At 67.9% G+C, this 14,812-nt stretch carries 21 protein-coding genes; 16 read left to right on the forward strand and 5 right to left on the reverse strand.

What is annotated here, in order from left to right; all coding sequences use genetic code 11:
- Nucleotides 1–59: 59 nt before the first annotated feature.
- Complete coding sequence (locus SPHME3_RS0116520) at nt 60–635, reverse strand: DUF924 family protein (protein WP_375292698.1); 576 nt, start codon at nt 633–635, stop codon at nt 60–62.
- On the opposite strand from SPHME3_RS0116520, the gene mtaB reads away from it, so the two are divergent.
- The 3 genes from mtaB to SPHME3_RS0116535 all read left to right on the forward strand — a co-directional run bounded on the left by mtaB (nt 634) and on the right by SPHME3_RS0116535 (nt 3,888).
- Complete coding sequence (gene mtaB, locus SPHME3_RS0116525) at nt 634–2,037, forward strand: tRNA (N(6)-L-threonylcarbamoyladenosine(37)-C(2))-methylthiotransferase MtaB (RefSeq protein ID WP_017978247.1); 1,404 nt, start codon at nt 634–636, stop codon at nt 2,035–2,037. The genes SPHME3_RS0116520 and mtaB overlap by 2 nt on opposite strands.
- On the forward strand, nt 2,034–2,972 hold the full coding sequence (gene ftsY, locus SPHME3_RS0116530; protein WP_017978246.1) for a signal recognition particle-docking protein FtsY: 939 nt from the start codon (nt 2,034–2,036) through the stop codon (nt 2,970–2,972). The genes mtaB and ftsY overlap by 4 nt, the downstream gene beginning before the upstream one ends.
- Before the next feature lie 235 nt (nt 2,973–3,207).
- Entirely contained in the window at nt 3,208–3,888 is a 681-nt protein-coding gene (locus SPHME3_RS0116535) for a septation protein A (protein WP_026189127.1), read from the forward strand.
- Nucleotides 3,889–4,039: 151 nt separating this feature from the next.
- Here the strand turns inward: SPHME3_RS0116535 and SPHME3_RS0116540 are convergent, their stop codons facing one another.
- Both SPHME3_RS0116540 and pspF read right to left on the reverse strand, forming a co-directional pair.
- Nucleotides 4,040–4,645, reverse strand: coding sequence for a superoxide dismutase (locus tag SPHME3_RS0116540; protein WP_017978244.1), 606 nt, complete (start codon nt 4,643–4,645; stop codon nt 4,040–4,042).
- 349 nt (nt 4,646–4,994) lie between these two features.
- On the reverse strand, nt 4,995–6,053 hold the full coding sequence (gene pspF, locus SPHME3_RS0116545) for a phage shock protein operon transcriptional activator (protein ID WP_017978243.1): 1,059 nt from the start codon (nt 6,051–6,053) through the stop codon (nt 4,995–4,997).
- Nucleotides 6,054–6,229: 176 nt separating this feature from the next.
- Between pspF and SPHME3_RS21425 the strand changes: the two genes are divergently transcribed.
- The 10 genes from SPHME3_RS21425 (at nt 6,230) to SPHME3_RS0116595 (ending at nt 9,526) form a co-directional block, all read left to right on the forward strand.
- Entirely contained in the window at nt 6,230–6,367 is a 138-nt protein-coding gene (locus SPHME3_RS21425; protein ID WP_017978242.1) for a hypothetical protein, read from the forward strand.
- A 70-nt stretch (nt 6,368–6,437) separates the two neighbouring features.
- Nucleotides 6,438–7,103: a phage shock protein PspA gene (gene pspA, locus SPHME3_RS0116555; RefSeq protein ID WP_017978241.1), complete on the forward strand. Its 666-nt coding sequence runs from the start codon at nt 6,438–6,440 to the stop codon at nt 7,101–7,103.
- A 1-nt stretch (nt 7,104) separates the two neighbouring features.
- Nucleotides 7,105–7,371 carry an envelope stress response membrane protein PspB gene (pspB, locus tag SPHME3_RS0116560; protein ID WP_017978240.1) on the forward strand — a complete coding sequence of 89 codons (267 nt, stop codon included), beginning with the start codon at nt 7,105–7,107 and terminating at the stop codon, nt 7,369–7,371.
- A gap of 1 nt (nt 7,372) precedes the next feature.
- On the forward strand, nt 7,373–7,747 hold the full coding sequence (pspC, locus tag SPHME3_RS0116565; RefSeq protein ID WP_017978239.1) for an envelope stress response membrane protein PspC: 375 nt from the start codon (nt 7,373–7,375) through the stop codon (nt 7,745–7,747).
- Between the two features lie 45 nt (nt 7,748–7,792).
- Nucleotides 7,793–8,086 carry a hypothetical protein gene (locus SPHME3_RS0116570; protein WP_017978238.1) on the forward strand — a complete coding sequence of 98 codons (294 nt, stop codon included), beginning with the start codon at nt 7,793–7,795 and terminating at the stop codon, nt 8,084–8,086.
- A gap of 18 nt (nt 8,087–8,104) precedes the next feature.
- Nucleotides 8,105–8,425: a hypothetical protein gene (locus SPHME3_RS0116575; RefSeq protein ID WP_018251094.1), complete on the forward strand. Its 321-nt coding sequence runs from the start codon at nt 8,105–8,107 to the stop codon at nt 8,423–8,425.
- A 14-nt stretch (nt 8,426–8,439) separates the two neighbouring features.
- Entirely contained in the window at nt 8,440–8,709 is a 270-nt protein-coding gene (locus SPHME3_RS0116580) for a hypothetical protein (RefSeq protein ID WP_017978236.1), read from the forward strand.
- 1 nt (nt 8,710) lies between these two features.
- Nucleotides 8,711–8,992, forward strand: a complete 282-nt coding sequence (locus SPHME3_RS0116585; protein ID WP_017978235.1) for a hypothetical protein — start codon at nt 8,711–8,713, stop codon at nt 8,990–8,992.
- Nucleotides 8,993–9,026: 34 nt separating this feature from the next.
- Nucleotides 9,027–9,278: a hypothetical protein gene (locus SPHME3_RS0116590; protein ID WP_017978234.1), complete on the forward strand. Its 252-nt coding sequence runs from the start codon at nt 9,027–9,029 to the stop codon at nt 9,276–9,278.
- A gap of 11 nt (nt 9,279–9,289) precedes the next feature.
- On the forward strand, nt 9,290–9,526 hold the full coding sequence (locus tag SPHME3_RS0116595; RefSeq protein WP_017978233.1) for a hypothetical protein: 237 nt from the start codon (nt 9,290–9,292) through the stop codon (nt 9,524–9,526).
- Between the two features lie 238 nt (nt 9,527–9,764).
- On the opposite strand, the gene SPHME3_RS0116600 is transcribed toward SPHME3_RS0116595, so the two are convergent.
- Nucleotides 9,765–10,514, reverse strand: coding sequence for a hypothetical protein (locus tag SPHME3_RS0116600; RefSeq protein ID WP_017978232.1), 750 nt, complete (start codon nt 10,512–10,514; stop codon nt 9,765–9,767).
- 115 nt (nt 10,515–10,629) lie between these two features.
- Here SPHME3_RS0116600 and SPHME3_RS0116605 point away from each other — a divergent pair, with 115 nt between their 5' ends.
- Nucleotides 10,630–11,076: a hypothetical protein gene (locus tag SPHME3_RS0116605; protein ID WP_017978231.1), complete on the forward strand. Its 447-nt coding sequence runs from the start codon at nt 10,630–10,632 to the stop codon at nt 11,074–11,076.
- A gap of 123 nt (nt 11,077–11,199) precedes the next feature.
- Here SPHME3_RS0116605 and SPHME3_RS0116610 read toward each other — a convergent pair whose 3' ends face one another.
- A complete protein-coding gene (locus SPHME3_RS0116610; protein WP_017978230.1) occupies nt 11,200–11,790 on the reverse strand; it encodes an isochorismatase family cysteine hydrolase in 591 nt (196 codons plus the stop codon).
- A gap of 68 nt (nt 11,791–11,858) precedes the next feature.
- Between SPHME3_RS0116610 and dinB the strand changes: the two genes are divergently transcribed.
- Together dinB and SPHME3_RS0116620 are read left to right on the forward strand one after the other, a co-directional pair.
- Nucleotides 11,859–12,956 carry a DNA polymerase IV gene (gene dinB / locus SPHME3_RS0116615; RefSeq protein ID WP_017978229.1) on the forward strand — a complete coding sequence of 366 codons (1,098 nt, stop codon included), beginning with the start codon at nt 11,859–11,861 and terminating at the stop codon, nt 12,954–12,956.
- A gap of 439 nt (nt 12,957–13,395) precedes the next feature.
- Nucleotides 13,396–14,526, forward strand: coding sequence for an SET domain-containing protein (locus tag SPHME3_RS0116620; protein WP_017978228.1), 1,131 nt, complete (start codon nt 13,396–13,398; stop codon nt 14,524–14,526).
- Nucleotides 14,527–14,812 lie beyond the last annotated feature (286 nt).

A 14,812-nucleotide genomic window follows, 5' to 3' on the forward strand; every position in this document is an offset into this window, starting at 1 on the left:
TGGCCTTGCCGTGTCCATGGATCCCGGCGTGCGCCGGGATGACGAAGAAGGAGGTGCTCCTACCAACCCGCATCCGGCTGCGCGAGATACGTCTGTTCCGCCTTGGTCGACTCCCGCCCCAGCGCGGCGTTGCGGCTGGGGAAGCGGCCGTATTGCGCGATGACGTCGCGGTGGTCCTTGGCGAAGGCGATGTTCTCCGCCAGCCCCAGGTCCTCGAATTTCTCGACCGACAGGTTTTGCAGGCCGAGGTTCTCCGCGTGCATCAGCGGCATGTACAGGAACACGCGCCGCTCCGGGGGAAAGCGCCCTTCCCAGCCCTTGGCGATCGCATCCAGCGTCAGCTCGACGGCGAGGTCATCCGCCGCGAACGCCTGCGCCGTGTCGCGATGGATGTTGCGGGAAAATTGGTCGAGCAGGATGATCGCGGCGAGCAAGGCGTCGGGATCGTCGCGCCACCCCTCCGCATCGCCGCGCAGCACGCCGTCGCGCATCGCGCCGAAGCGGTCGGCGATCTGCCGGTCGAGGCCATCGTCCTTGGCGAAATGCTGTTCCTGGGTCAGGCCGAACCAGAAGTCCAATACCGCGGCCGCCATGTCATGGACTTGGGCGCCGTCCCTCACTAGATCGCGCGTCATGTCTGCTCCCGCGCCAGAGGTCATCTCCCTCGGCTGCCGTCTCAACATCGCCGAGAGCGAAACGATCCGTGCCCTGCTGGCGGGGCGCGATACCGTGGTCGTCAATTCCTGCGCGGTGACCAATGCGGCGGTGAAGGCGAGCCGCCAGGCGGTGCGGCGGGCGCGGCGCGACCGTCCTGATGCGCAGATCGTCGTCACCGGCTGCGCGGCGCAGATCGACCCCGCCGGCTTTGCCGCCATGGCGGAGGTGGACCGGGTGATCGGGAATGGCGAGAAGCTGAACCCCGCCGCCTGGGCGAGCCTGGAACCCGTCGTCGTCGGCGATATCATGGCGTTGCGCGAGACGGCCCCTCACCTCGCCGCGAGCTTCACCGGCCATGCGCGCGCGTTCGTCGAGGTGCAGAATGGCTGCGATCATCGCTGCACCTTCTGCGCCATCCCCTTCGGCCGGGGTCCCAGCCGATCGGTGCCGGCGGGCGCGGTGGTCGATCGGATCGCGGGCCTGGTCGAAGCGGGCCATCACGAGGTGGTGCTGACCGGGGTCGATCTGACGAGTTATGGCCACGATCTGCCCGGCGCGCCGACGCTGGGCCTGCTGGTCGAACGTATCCTGCGGCACGTGCCGGCGCTCGCGCGGCTGCGGCTGTCGTCGCTCGATTCGATCGAAATCGACGATCGGCTGTTCGAGCTGGTGACGGGCGAGCCGCGGGTGATGCCGCACCTGCATCTGTCGTTCCAGGCGGGCAGCGACATGATCCTGAAGCGGATGAAGCGGCGGCATTCGCGTGCACAATCCGTGGATATGGTCGCGCGACTGAAGGCGGCGCGCCCCGAGATCGCGATCGGTGCGGACCTGATCGCGGGCTTTCCGACCGAGGATGAGGGCATGTTCGCCGATACGCTGGCGCTGATCGACGATGCCGATATCGTCCATGGCCATATCTTCCCTTATTCCCCGCGCGCCGGCACCCCCGCCGCGCGCATGCCGCAGGTCGCGCCCGCTGCGATCAAGGACCGCGCCGAGCGGCTGCGCGCGAGCGCCGGACGACGCCGGGCGGCCTGGCTTGCGAGCCTTACCGGCAGCGTGCAGGACGTGCTGGTCGAGCGGCCGGGAACCCGCGGCCACGCCGGCAATTTCGCCGAGGTACTGCTGACCGACTGCGCCCCCCTCCCCGTTCGGGCTGGTGGACAGGTGGAACGTCCCCCGGACGTTCCAGTCGAGGCCGGGGGCCTCGACGACCTGTCCACTGTCGAAGCCCAACTATCCGCAAGCGTGGCGCGTGTGGAAAGCAGCCCTTCGACAGGCTCAGGGCGAACGGTAATGGAAGCGCGAACGGGACAGGTGGTGCAAGTCCGCATCACCGCTGCAACCGACACCCATCTGCTAGGTACGATTTCATGAGCACCACCCCCTCCTGGCACGAGCGCCTGCTCGGCGGCTTCAAGAAGACGTCCGACCGGCTGGTCGGCAACCTCGCCGGACTCGGCGGCGCGCGGCTGGACGATGCGACGCTGGACGAGGTGGAGGAGGCGCTGATCGCGTCCGACCTCGGCCCCGATACCGCGGGAAAGATCCGCGCGCGCCTGTCCGAAGGCACGTTCGAGCGAAACATGGAAGAGCTGGGCATCCGCCTGGTCGTCGCCGAAGAGGTGGAAAAGGCGCTCGCCAAGGTCGCCAAGCCGATCGAGATCGAAGCCTTTCCGCGGCCGCAGGTGATCCTGGTGATCGGCGTCAACGGATCGGGCAAGACGACGACGATCGCCAAGCTCGCGCACCTGCTGATGGAGCAGGACTATGGCGTGATGCTGGCCGCGGGCGACACGTTCCGCGCCGCCGCGATCGGCCAGCTCGCCACCTGGGCGGAGCGGGTCGGCGTGCCGATCGTCACCGGGCCGGAGGGCGGCGATGCCGCGGGCGTGGTGTGGGATGCCGTCAAGAAGGCGACCGAGACGGGCATCGACGTGCTGATCGTCGACACCGCCGGCCGCCTGCAGAACAAGCGCGAGTTGATGGACGAGCTGGCGAAAATCCGCCGCGTGCTGGGGCGGATCAATCCGGCTTCGCCGCATGACGTCGTGTTGGTGCTGGACGCGACGACGGGGCAGAATGCGCTGTCGCAGATCGAGGTGTTCAAGGAAGTGGCGGGTGTCACCGGCCTCGTGATGACGAAGCTCGACGGCACCGCGCGCGGCGGCGTGCTGGTCGCGGCGGCGGAGAAATATGGGTTGCCGATCCATGCGATCGGGGTGGGCGAAGGGATGACGGACTTGCGCCCGTTCGATGCGAACGAGGTGGCGCGGATTATCGCCGGTGTCGATGCGGGGGGGCGGAAGTGATGTCGCCTATCGCCATCCACGTTCGTCATTCCCGCGAAGGCGGGAATCCAGATTGGCGAACGTCAGCGATGGAGCCGCAAGGTCAGCCAGTCTGGATTCCCGCCGCGTGGGGGTCGGTAACGTCGCCTGCACTCCGTCACCCCGGCCTTGAGCCGGGGTCCCGCTTGTCCGCGCGGTTCGAAGAAGAAGCGGGACCCCGGCTCGAAGCCGGGGTGACGGGTGGGGAGATGGCGGCATGACCCACGTTCCCCAGGAATCCTCCCCCGGCGTGCGGTTGGGTGTCGAATACGGGCCGCTGCTCGTGTTCTTCGCGGTCAATTTCCTGTTCCCCGCAGCCCTCGCCATCCGGCTGGTCGGGGCGAGCACCGGCTTCCTGTCCGACCTCGACCGCGCGGGCGCGCTGGTGATCGCCAAGGTGATCGTCGCGACCACCGCCTTCGTCCTCGCCACCATCGCGGCGATGATCGTGTCGAAGCGCAAGCTCGGCCATATCTCGCCGATGCTGTGGATTTCGGGCGGGTTCGTCGTCGTGTTCGGCGGGCTGACCGTCTATTTCCACGACCCGAAGTTCATCCAGATGAAGCCGACCCTCGTCTATGCGATGTTCGCGGTTCTGCTGGGCTTCGGCCTGCTGACCGGACGGCCGCTGCTGGAAGGGTTGCTCGGCACCGCCTATCCGGGGCTGACGGCCGAGGGCTGGCGTAAGCTGACGCGCAACTGGGCGCTGTTCTTCGTCGTGATGGCGGCGCTGAACGAAGCGGTGTGGCGCAACACGAACTGGGATTTCTGGGTCGGGTTCAAGCTGTGGGGCGCGATCCCGCTGACCCTGTTGTTCGCGTTTGCGAATATCCCGATGCTGCTGCGGCACGGGCTGAATACCGACGCAAATCCGGAGGCGGATATTCCGCCTCAATAAGTCCTCCCCCGCCAGGGGGAGGTGGCGCCGCCGCAGGTGGTGACGGAGGGGGCGGACAGGGCGAACCTTGCGTTCGCGGATACGCCCCCTGCACCACCGGCTGCGCCGGCGGTCCCCCTCCCCCGCTAAAGCGAGGGAGGAGTTTGGGGCGTTACGCCGCGTCGAAGCGCTTGCCGGCCTCGTCCCAGTTCACGACGTCCCACCACGCCTTCAGATAGCCGGGGCGGTCGTTCATGTAGGTGAGGTAATAGGCGTGTTCCCACACGTCGTTACCCAGGATCGGCGTGCCGGGTTCCTTGGCATCGTCCATCAGCGGATTGTCCTGGTTCGGCGTCGACGTCACCTTCAGCGCGCCCGACGAATCCTTGATCACCCAGGCCCAGCCCGAGCCGAACTGGCCCGCGCCCTTGGTGTTGAAGTCTTCCTTCAGCTTGTCGAGGCCGCCGTAGGCGTCGATCGCATCCTTCAGCGCGCCCGACGGCTGGGTCGAACCCTTCGGCCCCATGATCTTCCAGAAGAAATCGTGGTTCCAGAAGCCGCCGCCGTTGTTGCGGATCAGCGGGGGCAGCGACGAGATCATGCCGAGGATCTCCTCGATCGTCTTGCCTTCCAGCTTCGGGTCGGCGGCGACGCCTTCGTTCAGCTTGTTGGTGTAGGCGGCGTGATGCTTGTCGTGGTGGAAGGTCATCGTCTCCTTCGAGATGACCGGCTCCAGCGCGTCATAAGCGTAGGGCAGCGGCGGCAGTTCGAATGCCATGGGAAAGGCTCCTTCCAAAAGGTGGGGACGTTGCGTCCCCGCGTTAACGCGGAAGCGGGCCTAACGCTCCCACGCCGTTACGCAAGCGTGATGACGGCGAACCCGTCACCCCGGACTTGATCCGGGGTCCCGCTTTGTATGACGGGCGGGGAGAAGAAGAAGCGGGACCCCGGCTCTGCGGCCGGGGTGACGGTGATGACGGAGTGCCCCCCCTACTTCGTCACCCCGGACTTGGTCCGGGGTCCACCGGGCCGCGAGGGAACGGCAAGAGGCTCCGGCTGTCCCCCTCGCCGCGGAGTAGACCCCGGACCAAGTCCGGGGTGACGGTGTGTGGGGCGGGCGGCGTCCCTCACCCGTTCGCGTTGATCAAGTCGTGGCGGCGCAGCGCGTGGCGCAATTGGTCGTAGCTCAGGCCCAGCGCCTCCGCCGTCGCGCGCTGGTTGAAGCGGTGCTCGGCGAGTGCGCGGGCCAGCAGTTCGCGTTCGAAGCGGGCGACGCGCGACTTGAAGTCGGACGGGCCGGCATCGCAGGCGGCGACGGGGCTGTCCTCCACCTCCGCCGACGGGGAGGATGGCGCGGGAGCCGGCGTCGGCGTGCTGCCGCCGCTCGCCCCGCGCCGCGCACCGTCCTGCGGGCGATAGGGCGAGGCGAAGGGGTCGATCTCGATGCCGTCGACCGGCCCCTCGCCTTCCCAGCGATAGACCGCGCGCTCCACCACGTTGCGCAGCTCGCGCACGTTGCCGGGCCAGCGGTGCGTCAGCAGCTGGTCGAGCGCACGCGGGCCGAAGCCGGGCCAGCGCTCCCAGCCGATCTCTGACGCCATGCGCCGCCCGAAATGATCCGCCAGCACCGCAATGTCGCCGGAGCGCGCGCGCAAGGGGGGCAGCGTCACCACCTCGAAGCTCAACCGGTCGAGCAGATCGGCGCGGAACTCATGCGCGTCGACCTTGTCGGGCAGATGTTCGTTGGTCGCCGCGACGATACGCACGTCGACACGCATCGGCCGCGACGATCCGATCCGCGTCACCTCGCCATATTCCACCGCGCGCAGCAGCCGGTCCTGCGCCGCCATCGACAGCGTGCCGAGCTCGTCGAGGAACAGGGTGCCGCCATGCGCCTCTTCGAACCGCCCCGCGCGCGCCTTGGTGGCGCCGGTGAAGGCGCCCGCCTCATGCCCGAACAATTCGGCCTCGATCAGCGATTCCGGCAGCGCGGCGCAATTCATGATGACCAGCGGCTGGTCCCAGCGCGGCGACAGGCGGTGGAGGCGCTCGGCGACCAGCTCCTTGCCGGTGCCGCGTTCGCCGATCACCAGCACCGGGCGGTCGAGCGCGGCGGCGCGACTGGCCCGTTCCAGCGCGTCCAGAAAGGCGCCCGATTGACCGATGACCTGTGTCGTCCGCTGCATCGCCAACTTCTGGCGGAAAACACCAAGAATGCGCAAGTGTTCATCGGTGGTCCAGGAAAATAATACACTCCGAAACGGCGGAAATCCGCCGTTTTCGGAATTGGCACGCCTCCTGCAATGCTGCTGGCATACCGCATCGAGCGGCACACAGACACCAAGGTTTTCAGGAGGTTTCCATGTTCAACACCGAGATCGGTCGCAAGTTTGCCGCCATCGTCTGCACCGTCCTGTTCAGCGCGACCTGCGTCGCTGGCGCGGTGGGACCGGCGACGGCACACCAGACCAGCGTGACGACCGCCCGCCAGGTTGCGTAAAGCGGTCCCAAACCGGGGCGGGCCACGGTCCCGGCCCGCCCCGGCCATGATTTTGAGGAGCACCGACACGATGGGCATCTTTTCCCGCACCCGCGACATCGTCGCCGCCAATTTCGCCGACCTGCTGGAAAAGGCGGAAGATCCGGCGAAGATGATCCGCATGATCATCCTCGAAATGGAGGAGACGCTGGTCGAGGTGCGCGCCAGTGCCGCCCGCACGATCGCCGACCAAAAGGAAATGCGCCGCCACATTAACAAGCTCGACCAGCTGCAGGCGAGCTGGCAGGAAAAGGCGGAACTGGCGCTGTCGAAGGACCGCGAAGACCTGGCCAAGGCGGCGCTCGTCGAGAAGCAGAAGGCCGGCGACATGGCCGAGCAGCTGATGATCGAGGTAAAGGTCCTGGACGATGCGCTGCGCGCGTCGGAAGAGGATATCGCCAAGCTGCAGAAGAAGCTGACCGAGGCGCGCGCCAAGCAGTCCAACGTCCAGACGCGGCTGGAAAGCGCCAACAACCGCTACCGCCTCCGCGAGATGTACGCCGGCCCCAAGACTCACGAGGCGTTCAGCCGCTTCGACATCCTGGAACGCCGCGTCGACGATGCCGAGGGCCGCGCGGAAGCGCTGGGCCTGGGCGTGCCGAAGACGCTGGAAGAGGAAATCGCCGAGCTGCGCCAGAGCGACAAGGTGGATGCCGAACTCGCCGCGCTGAAGGCGCGCCTCAAGAAGGAGGATTGAGATGGAGGATATCGCCGTCCCGGCCATCCTGTTCGGATCGCTCTTCATCGGCGCGCCCTGGGTGATCCTGCACTATGTCACCAAGTGGAAGCAGGCACCCAAGATCACCGACGAGGACGAGAAGCTGCTGGACGAGATGTATAATCTCGCCCGCCGGCTGGAGGATCGCCTCAACACCGTCGAGCGGATCGTCGCCGCCGACAACCCCGACTTCAAGCCGAGCCTGACCGCTCAGCAAGCCCATTATCAGCTCGACCGGAGGAACTGAGATGTCCGCCCGCACCCAATTCTACCTCGACAAGCCGAACGGCAAGGTGTCCGGCGTCTGTTCGGGGATCGCCGACTACACCGGCTTCGACATCACCCTGGTCCGCGTCGCCATGGTCATCCTGACCGTCGCCACCTCCGGCTGGGTCCTGCTGGGCTATATCGCCGCCGCGTGGCTGGCGCCCAAGAAGCCGGTCGACCTGTACGAGAGCCACGAAGACGCCAAATTCTGGCAGGGCGTGCGCACCAACCCGAAGCGGTCGACCACCGAGGTGCGCAGCAAGCTGCGCGATATCGACCGCCGGCTCGCCGACATGGAACTGCACTACACCAGCCGCAACAGCCGGCTGGCCGAGGAAATCGACAGCCTCCGCTGAGCCTTTGCCTCGCGAGCTGAAAGAGGGGATACGACCATGAGTAACTTGGGGATACTCGTACCGATCGCGATCTTCACGATCGGGCCGGCAAGCTGGGTCATCAACAACTGGATCCGCGTTCGCCACGGCTATGAACCCGATCGCTGGCGCAGCCGCCACGAGCGCCGCCACGGGGGTTCGCCCGACGCCGAACGCACCATCGGCCTGCTGACTCAAGAGAATGACAAGCTGACCGGCCAGGTCAGCCGCCTGGAGGAACGGATCGCCGTCCTCGAACGCATCGCCACCGATCCCGCCGAGCGCACCGCCCGCGAGATCGAAGCGCTCCGCGACCGCTGACGCGAAAGGGAAAACGTCATGTCCCCCGAAGTCTATTCCATCGTCCAGGGTATGTTTCCGCTGACCGCGCTCATCATGGTGATGGCGATGGCCGGCTGGATCATCACCACCTGGCTGCGGGTCAAGAACGGCTATCCGCTCGACGGCGCCTGGGGCCAGGCGGTCTATCCGCAGAAGAACGAGGAGACGGCCGAGCGCGTCAAACTGCTCAGCCAGGAAAACGCGCAGCTGCGCGCCGAACTGGGGTCGATCAAGGACCGCCTCGCCGTCGTCGAACGCATCGCCACCGATCCTGCCGAGCGCACCGCTCGCGAGATCGACGCGCTGCGCAGTCATTAAGAAGGACACGCATCATGGGTCCCGATCATGTCTTCTGCATGGCACTGGGTGCCGCGATCACGCTGGCGATCCAGTGGTACGGCCAGCGCAAGGTGAAAAAGGCGATCTCCGCCCCCGATCTGGCGGCGCGCCACGATATCGAGCTGCTCGACGCCGAGAACGCCCGGCGCATCGGCCAAATCGACCGGTTGCAGGAACGGCTCGCCACCGTCGAGAGCATCGTCACCGACCGTTCGCACCGCCTCGACCGCGAGATCGAAGCGCTTCGGCTGGAGGCCAACTGACATGTCCGCCATGCTCATCCCGATCCTCGGCATCTGCTGCGGCCTGCTCGCGATCTTCGGCGGCGTCTTCGTCAAGCCCTGGTTCGCGCTCCAACAGCGCCGGATGGAGATCGAGGCAGACAAGGTCGCCGAGAAAGCGGCGCAATATGCCGCGCAGACCGAACGGCTGGAGGAGCGCGTCCGCGTGCTCGAACGCATCGTCACCGATCGCGGCGCCGACCTGGCGCAGGAGATCGAACGGCTGCGCGACGAACCGGCGGTGAAGCGCCTGCCCGTCAACTGACCCTCCTTCCCTTCCCCACGGAAAGACGACACCCATGAACCCCGCAGAAATGATCGTCGCGATCGTCGCGCTGGTGGTGATCGGCGGCGTGCTCCGCGCCCGCTTCAACGCCTTCGGCCCGCGCCAGGCGGACCGGTTTCAGCCCGACATGACCGACGACACCCGCCGCCTCACCCAGGAGGTGCGCGACCTGAAGGAGCGCATCCAGGTGCTGGAGCGCGTGATCACCGACAATCGCAGCACGAGCGATCTCGACCGCGAGATCGAGCGGCTGCGCCACCGCTGAGGAGACGGACGATGACCGATCCCGAACTGTATCTGACGCTGTCGCTGTCGGGCCTCGCCGGCCTGGCCATGGTGACCACCGCGGGCCTGTCCGGCTGGCGCAGCTGGCTGACGCTGAAGCATTCGCAGCTCGATGCGCAGGCCGACGCGCTGCCCCCCGTCCATTCCGCGGGATCGCGGATCGAGATCGCGGACCTGAAGGAGCGGATCCGCAAGCTGGAAGCGATCGCGGCGGGCGTCGACCTGTAAGGCGGATCCCCATCCGGCCAAATGAGAAGGGTCCTTCCACGCCAGGGGGCATCGGGATGAACGGCCCCCGGCCGTTCGATACCGTGCCGGGGGCATGATCGACCCGATGCGGTGACGGAGGGGCCGGTCGGCAACATGCGCTGCGGCCAAGCGCCGACCTGACCTCCCCCTCCGTCATGCCTGCGGCATGCCACCTCCCCCTGGCGGGGGAGGAGTGAGTTGGCCTGTGGGATCGGGATCAGCCGGCGGCGGCCGGCTTCAATGTCGCCGAATCGAGATGCCAGCGCAATTGTGCCGCGCTCGCGCCGTCCACGCCGTTGACGCGGCGGACGACATAGCTTCCCGCAAACCGCTGGCGCGCGCCAGCGTCCGTCGTTGCCTCCACCGTGACGGGCACGGTCTGGTAGACGGAGCCGGCGGCGCCCTCCGCCGGGGGCAGCGTGCCGACCGTCACGCGGGTGGCGCGGGTCTTGGCGAACCCCTGTTCGAAGCCCTTGAAGGTCTGGCCCGGTCGGCCATCGTCGCCCCATTGCGTCCAGGCGGTGGCATAATCGTGCGCGTTGATCGCGGAATAATAGCGCCGCACCACGTCGGCCGCAGCCTGTCCGCTGGTCGGATCGACGGTACAGCCGGCCATGCGCGATCCCTTCCCGTCGAACAGCGCGCAGGACCGGGCGATCTCGTCCTCGATCATCGCGCAGCTGTTGGCGGCGTTGCACGGCGGGTGCGTCGCGGGCGAGACGTCGCGGCAGATCGCCACCCGCTTCGCTGCGGCCGCCGTTCCGATCTCCGCGGCGCAGGACAGGGGCTGCGATGCGGCGACGCTGGTGCGCGCCGGCTTGGGGGTCGATGGCGCGCGCGGCGTGGCGCTCGCTGCGACCATGGGCGTCGCCTCCGCCTCGCCGGTCGTGGAGGCGCCCCCCCCGCCCGACCCGCAGGCGCCGAGTGCCAGCAACGGCAGCGCGATCAGGCAGCGGATGGCGGTCATGGCAGGCTCCTTCACGATTCGGTACGGCGGCGACAACGTCCGACACCGCCGAAGGTGTCGCGCTGTGCGACGACCTGCTAGGCGCGCAGCCCCGTTCACCAGGATTCGAACACACGTGGTCGACAAGAGCTGGGGCGTCGGCCCCTCCACCGGATTGCGCGTGCGCACCAACGCCAGCCCCGACGCGCGCGCCGCCGAACGCGCCCAAGCCCGCGAGGCCCGCGCCGCGGCGCGCGTCGCGGACACCGAGCGCCGCCTCGAAACCCGCGCCGCCGAGCGCGAGGCGGAGGCCGCGCAGCGCGAACAGGCGCGCACCGCCCGCCGCGAGGCCGAGGAACAGGCCGCCGCCCGCGACCCCCATGCCCGCGAGGCACGCCGCCCGCGCGGCTCCGGTCGCAAGGACGTCGTCCGCGAACAGCGCGACACGCGCGGCTATACGACGCTGGTCGACGCCGACCGCATCCGCGTGCTGGCGAAGCGCGGCGCGTCGGTGACCGGCCTCGCCGGTGCGTTCGGGATTTCGGAGGAGGAGGTGGCGGCGGTGCTGGCGGCGGGGGACTGAGCCCTTAACCAGCCAGTCACCCCAACAATCCCGTCACCCCGGACTTGATCCGGGGTCCCGCTATTGGCCGACCGGTGGAGAAGCGGGACCCCGGATCAAGTCCGGGGTGACGAAAAGAGAGCCCTACCCGCGCGCCACCCACTCGGCCAACGTCATCTCCTTCGTCGGCTCGGCCAGCGCGTCCATGCTGTTGCGCATGATCTCCAACGCCCAGCGCGTCCGTTCGGGATGGTTGCCCGCGACCGCATCGCCCGGCACCCACAGATCGTACTGCCGCATATGCGCATCCGCCGCGGTGAACAGCACGCAGATGTCGGCGGCGACGCCGGTCAGGATCAGCCGGCTCACCCCCAATTGCGGCAGCAGCACCGGCAGGTTGGTCGCGTAGAAGCCCGAAAACTGCGGCTTGATGATGAAATAATCGTCGTCGCGCGGGCGCAGCGCCTGTGTCACCGCGCGCCCCGGCGTGTCCTTGGCCAGCGTCTCCTCGACCAGCCGCGTGCGTTCCGAATGCCATTGGCCGTTGTTGTCGTTGACGTAGATCACCGGCACGCCCGCCGCATCCGCCGCCGCGCGCAGTGACAGGATCGGCGCGACGATATCCTCGGTCGCGGCGCGCAGATCGTTGCCGCCCTCGAAATCGAGCGCGTTGACCATGTCGATGAGCAGCAGCGCGGTCTTGCCCGGGGCCGGGTCGGGTGATGGATTGATCATGCTTCGTTCTACCGCAAACGCGACAGCAACGCCTTGATCTGCGATGGGATTGGCGGGATGGCTGCACGATGGCCGACGGCGCGACGCCCCCCATGCGCAAGATCATTCACGTCGACATGGACGCCTTCTACGCCTCGGTCGAACAGCGCGACGATCCGGCGCTGCGGGGCAAGCCGGTGGCGGTCGGCGGCAGCCGGGCGCGCGGCGTGGTGGCGGCGGCAAGCTACGAGGCGCGGGCGTTCGGCGTGCGATCGGCGATGCCCTCGGTCACCGCGATCCGGCGCTGTCCCGACCTCGTCTTCGTCCGCCCGCGGTTCGAGGTGTACAAGGCCGTGTCGAATCAGATTCGCGCGATCTTCGCCGATTATACCGATGCGGTCGAACCGCTGGCGCTCGACGAAGCCTATCTGGACGTCAGCGAAGACCGCCATGGCCTGGGCTCGGCCAAGGCGATCGCCGAACAGATTCGCTCACGGATCAAGCAGGTCACCGGGCTCACCGCGTCGGCAGGGGTCAGCTACAACAAGTTCATCGCCAAACTGGCGTCGGACCAGAACAAACCCGACGGCCTCTGCGTCATCCCGCCGCACAAGGGCGCCGCCTTCGTCGCCTCGCTGCCGGTCAAGCGCTTCCATGGCGTGGGGCCGGTGACGGCGCGGCGGATGGAGCAATTGGGCATCGTCACCGGCGCCGACCTGCGCGACCGGCCGCTCGCCTTTCTGCAACAGCATTTCGGCTCCTATGCCGATTATCTGTACGGTGCTGCGCGCGGGCAGGATTTCCGCCCGGTACGCGCGCATCGCGCCGCCAAGTCGATCGGTGCGGAGCGGACGTTCGAAACTAACCTGACCGATCCCGCCGACCTCCACGCCGCGCTTGCCCGCGTTGCCGATGCGGCATGGGAACGCGTCGAACGCTCCGGGGCGCAGGGCAAGACGGTGACGATGAAGCTGCGCCACGCCGATTTCCAGACGATCACCCGCGCCCGCTCGCTCGCCGTGCCGGTGGCGAGCAAGGCCGCGTTCCTCGGCATCGGCATCGACCTGCTGACCGCGCAGCTGCCCGTGCCGGGCGGCGTCCGCCTGCTCGGCCTGACGCTGTCCGGCATCCTGCGGCCGGGCGCCGAGCCGGCGGACGACGCGGTGCAGCCGAGCTTGCCGTTGTAGGGTTTGCTGCTGCCCTGAGCCGGGGGCTCACTTTTGGTGGTCGGGCAAGAAGCGGGACCCCGGATCAAGTCCGGGGTGACGATGGGGGGTGCGCGAGCCGGGCGGTATGCGGTGGTGCGCGTATGTGGGAAGCCATAACCGAGGCCGGACCCTTGAGGGCCAAGCTTGCCGCTGTAGGTCACGAAACCCCTGCCCCACCCACCCCGTCACCCCGGACTGGTTCCGGGGTCCACTCCGCGGCTTGGGAGACGGCAAGAGGCTCCAGCCGTCCCCTCGCGGCTAGGTGGCCCCCGGAACAAGTCCGGGGTGACGGGGTGGGTGGGCGAAGGCCTCGGATGAAAACGGCCATCCGTTCTGCCGCCGACTTCGCGAGACGCCCTCGCCCCCTCGACGGATTTACCATCATCGTTTACGCTCTGTTCACCAAGAAGGTGGGGGAATGACGGTCGAACCTTGGTTCATCGTGGCGATGGTGCTGAGCCTGTCGGGCTATGCCATTTATCTGGCAGGGCTTCGGCGGCATCTGCTCGAGCCGAGCCGCGCGTCCTGGCTGATCTGGACGGTGGCGACGGGGGTCGAGGCCGCCACCTATGTCGCGGTCAATCCGGGTGAGCCGCAGGGCATCGTCTTCATCGTCTCCGCGCTCGCCTGTATCGTCGTGACGCTCGCGATGTGGCGCCGCTCGCGCTGGACGCGGCCGTCCTCGACGGAGACGATCTGCATGGCCGCCAGCCTCGCCGCGATCATCCTGTGGCTGCCGCTGCAGGAAACGTTCTGGGCGCATATGCTCGTCGTCGCGGCGGTGCCGCTGGGCTTCTGGCCGACCTGGGCAAGCGTGTGGGAGGATCGCGCGCGCGAACGCTCGCCGGCCTGGGGGCTGTGGACGCTCGGTGATATGGCGACATTGCTGGTAACGATGCGCAGCCCCGGTTCGGGCGTGGGCGAATATGGCTATGTCGTCGTCGAGCTGCTGTGCCACGCCAGCGTCTGGTTCATGGTCGGCCTGGCGACGCTCAACCCGATCCGTTCGTTCGGGCGGCGCGAGGGCAAGCTGCGCGTGCTCGACGCCTATCTGCCCGCCAACCCGTTCGCGGTCGGCGAGACGCATATCGGCAAGGCGGTGTTCGCGGCACAGGGCTTTGCGCAAGCCGAGACGATCGTGCGCTTCTCCGGCCCGATCGTCCCCGCCGCCCGCCTGCCGCAAGGGTTGAGCGGCGCGTCGGACCGGTATCTGCAGATCGGGCGCGACCGCTACATGGGGCCGTCGGGGCGGATCGACGATCTGATCAACCATAGCTGTTCGCCCAATGCGGGCCTGCGCTTCACCGACGATGGCGTCTTCCTCGTTGCGCTGCGCCCGATCGCACCGGGCGAGGAGATCGCCTGGGACTATTCCACCACGCTCGCCGACCCCGACTGGTCGATGCAATGCGCGTGCGGCAGCCCCGAATGCCGGGGCGTCATCCGCGCCTTTGCGCTGCTCCCCGCCGAGGTGCAGGATCGCTATCGCGCGATGGGGATCGTGGCGCCGTATCTGGACGAGCGCGACATGGGACGCCGCGTCGCATAAATTCCGTAGGGCGTGATGCCCGCCGCGCGCTCCCAACCCCGTCACCTCGGACGTGATCCGGAGTTCCGCTGTATCCACGATAGAAGAAAGAAGCGGGATCCCGGCTCAAGGCCGGGATGACGGACTACGGAAACGCCGATCGCTTCGTACAGCTCTCCCCTGTCGTGGCCGCCGGGCGGTCCATATCGCCCCCCCCTTGCCCCCGCGCGCCTTTGCGCGTAAGGGCCCGCGCTTCCACCCTCATGGCTGGAATGCTTGCGGGAGGGGCTTGCCCCGTCTGGACCGC

Origin of the sequence: Sphingomonas melonis DAPP-PG 224, assembly GCF_000379045.1 — a bacterium.
Lineage (GTDB): Bacteria > Pseudomonadota > Alphaproteobacteria > Sphingomonadales > Sphingomonadaceae > Sphingomonas > Sphingomonas aquatilis.

Bases quoted from the DNA above. Each gene is read 5' to 3' on its own strand.
- mtaB (WP_017978247.1), top strand. From the start codon at position 634: ATGTCTGCTCCCGCGCCAGAGGTCATCTCCCTCGGCTGCCGTCTCAAC.
- SPHME3_RS0116595 (WP_017978233.1), top strand. From the start codon at position 9,290: ATGACCGATCCCGAACTGTATCTGACGCTGTCGCTGTCGGGCCTCGCC.
- ftsY (WP_017978246.1), top strand. From the start codon at position 2,034: ATGAGCACCACCCCCTCCTGGCACGAGCGCCTGCTCGGCGGCTTCAAG.
- dinB (WP_017978229.1), top strand. From the start codon at position 11,859: ATGGCCGACGGCGCGACGCCCCCCATGCGCAAGATCATTCACGTCGAC.
- pspF (WP_017978243.1), bottom strand. From the start codon at position 6,053: ATGCAGCGGACGACACAGGTCATCGGTCAATCGGGCGCCTTTCTGGAC.
- SPHME3_RS21425 (WP_017978242.1), top strand. From the start codon at position 6,230: ATGTTCAACACCGAGATCGGTCGCAAGTTTGCCGCCATCGTCTGCACC.
- SPHME3_RS0116585 (WP_017978235.1), top strand. From the start codon at position 8,711: ATGTCCGCCATGCTCATCCCGATCCTCGGCATCTGCTGCGGCCTGCTC.
- SPHME3_RS0116580 (WP_017978236.1), top strand. From the start codon at position 8,440: ATGGGTCCCGATCATGTCTTCTGCATGGCACTGGGTGCCGCGATCACG.
- SPHME3_RS0116590 (WP_017978234.1), top strand. From the start codon at position 9,027: ATGAACCCCGCAGAAATGATCGTCGCGATCGTCGCGCTGGTGGTGATC.
- pspC (WP_017978239.1), top strand. From the start codon at position 7,373: ATGTCCGCCCGCACCCAATTCTACCTCGACAAGCCGAACGGCAAGGTG.
- SPHME3_RS0116610 (WP_017978230.1), bottom strand. From the start codon at position 11,790: ATGATCAATCCATCACCCGACCCGGCCCCGGGCAAGACCGCGCTGCTG.
- SPHME3_RS0116520 (WP_375292698.1), bottom strand. From the start codon at position 635: ATGACGCGCGATCTAGTGAGGGACGGCGCCCAAGTCCATGACATGGCG.
- pspB (WP_017978240.1), top strand. From the start codon at position 7,105: ATGGAGGATATCGCCGTCCCGGCCATCCTGTTCGGATCGCTCTTCATC.
- SPHME3_RS0116620 (WP_017978228.1), top strand. From the start codon at position 13,396: ATGACGGTCGAACCTTGGTTCATCGTGGCGATGGTGCTGAGCCTGTCG.
- SPHME3_RS0116540 (WP_017978244.1), bottom strand. From the start codon at position 4,645: ATGGCATTCGAACTGCCGCCGCTGCCCTACGCTTATGACGCGCTGGAG.
- SPHME3_RS0116600 (WP_017978232.1), bottom strand. From the start codon at position 10,514: ATGACCGCCATCCGCTGCCTGATCGCGCTGCCGTTGCTGGCACTCGGC.
- SPHME3_RS0116535 (WP_026189127.1), top strand. From the start codon at position 3,208: ATGACCCACGTTCCCCAGGAATCCTCCCCCGGCGTGCGGTTGGGTGTC.
- SPHME3_RS0116575 (WP_018251094.1), top strand. From the start codon at position 8,105: ATGTCCCCCGAAGTCTATTCCATCGTCCAGGGTATGTTTCCGCTGACC.
- pspA (WP_017978241.1), top strand. From the start codon at position 6,438: ATGGGCATCTTTTCCCGCACCCGCGACATCGTCGCCGCCAATTTCGCC.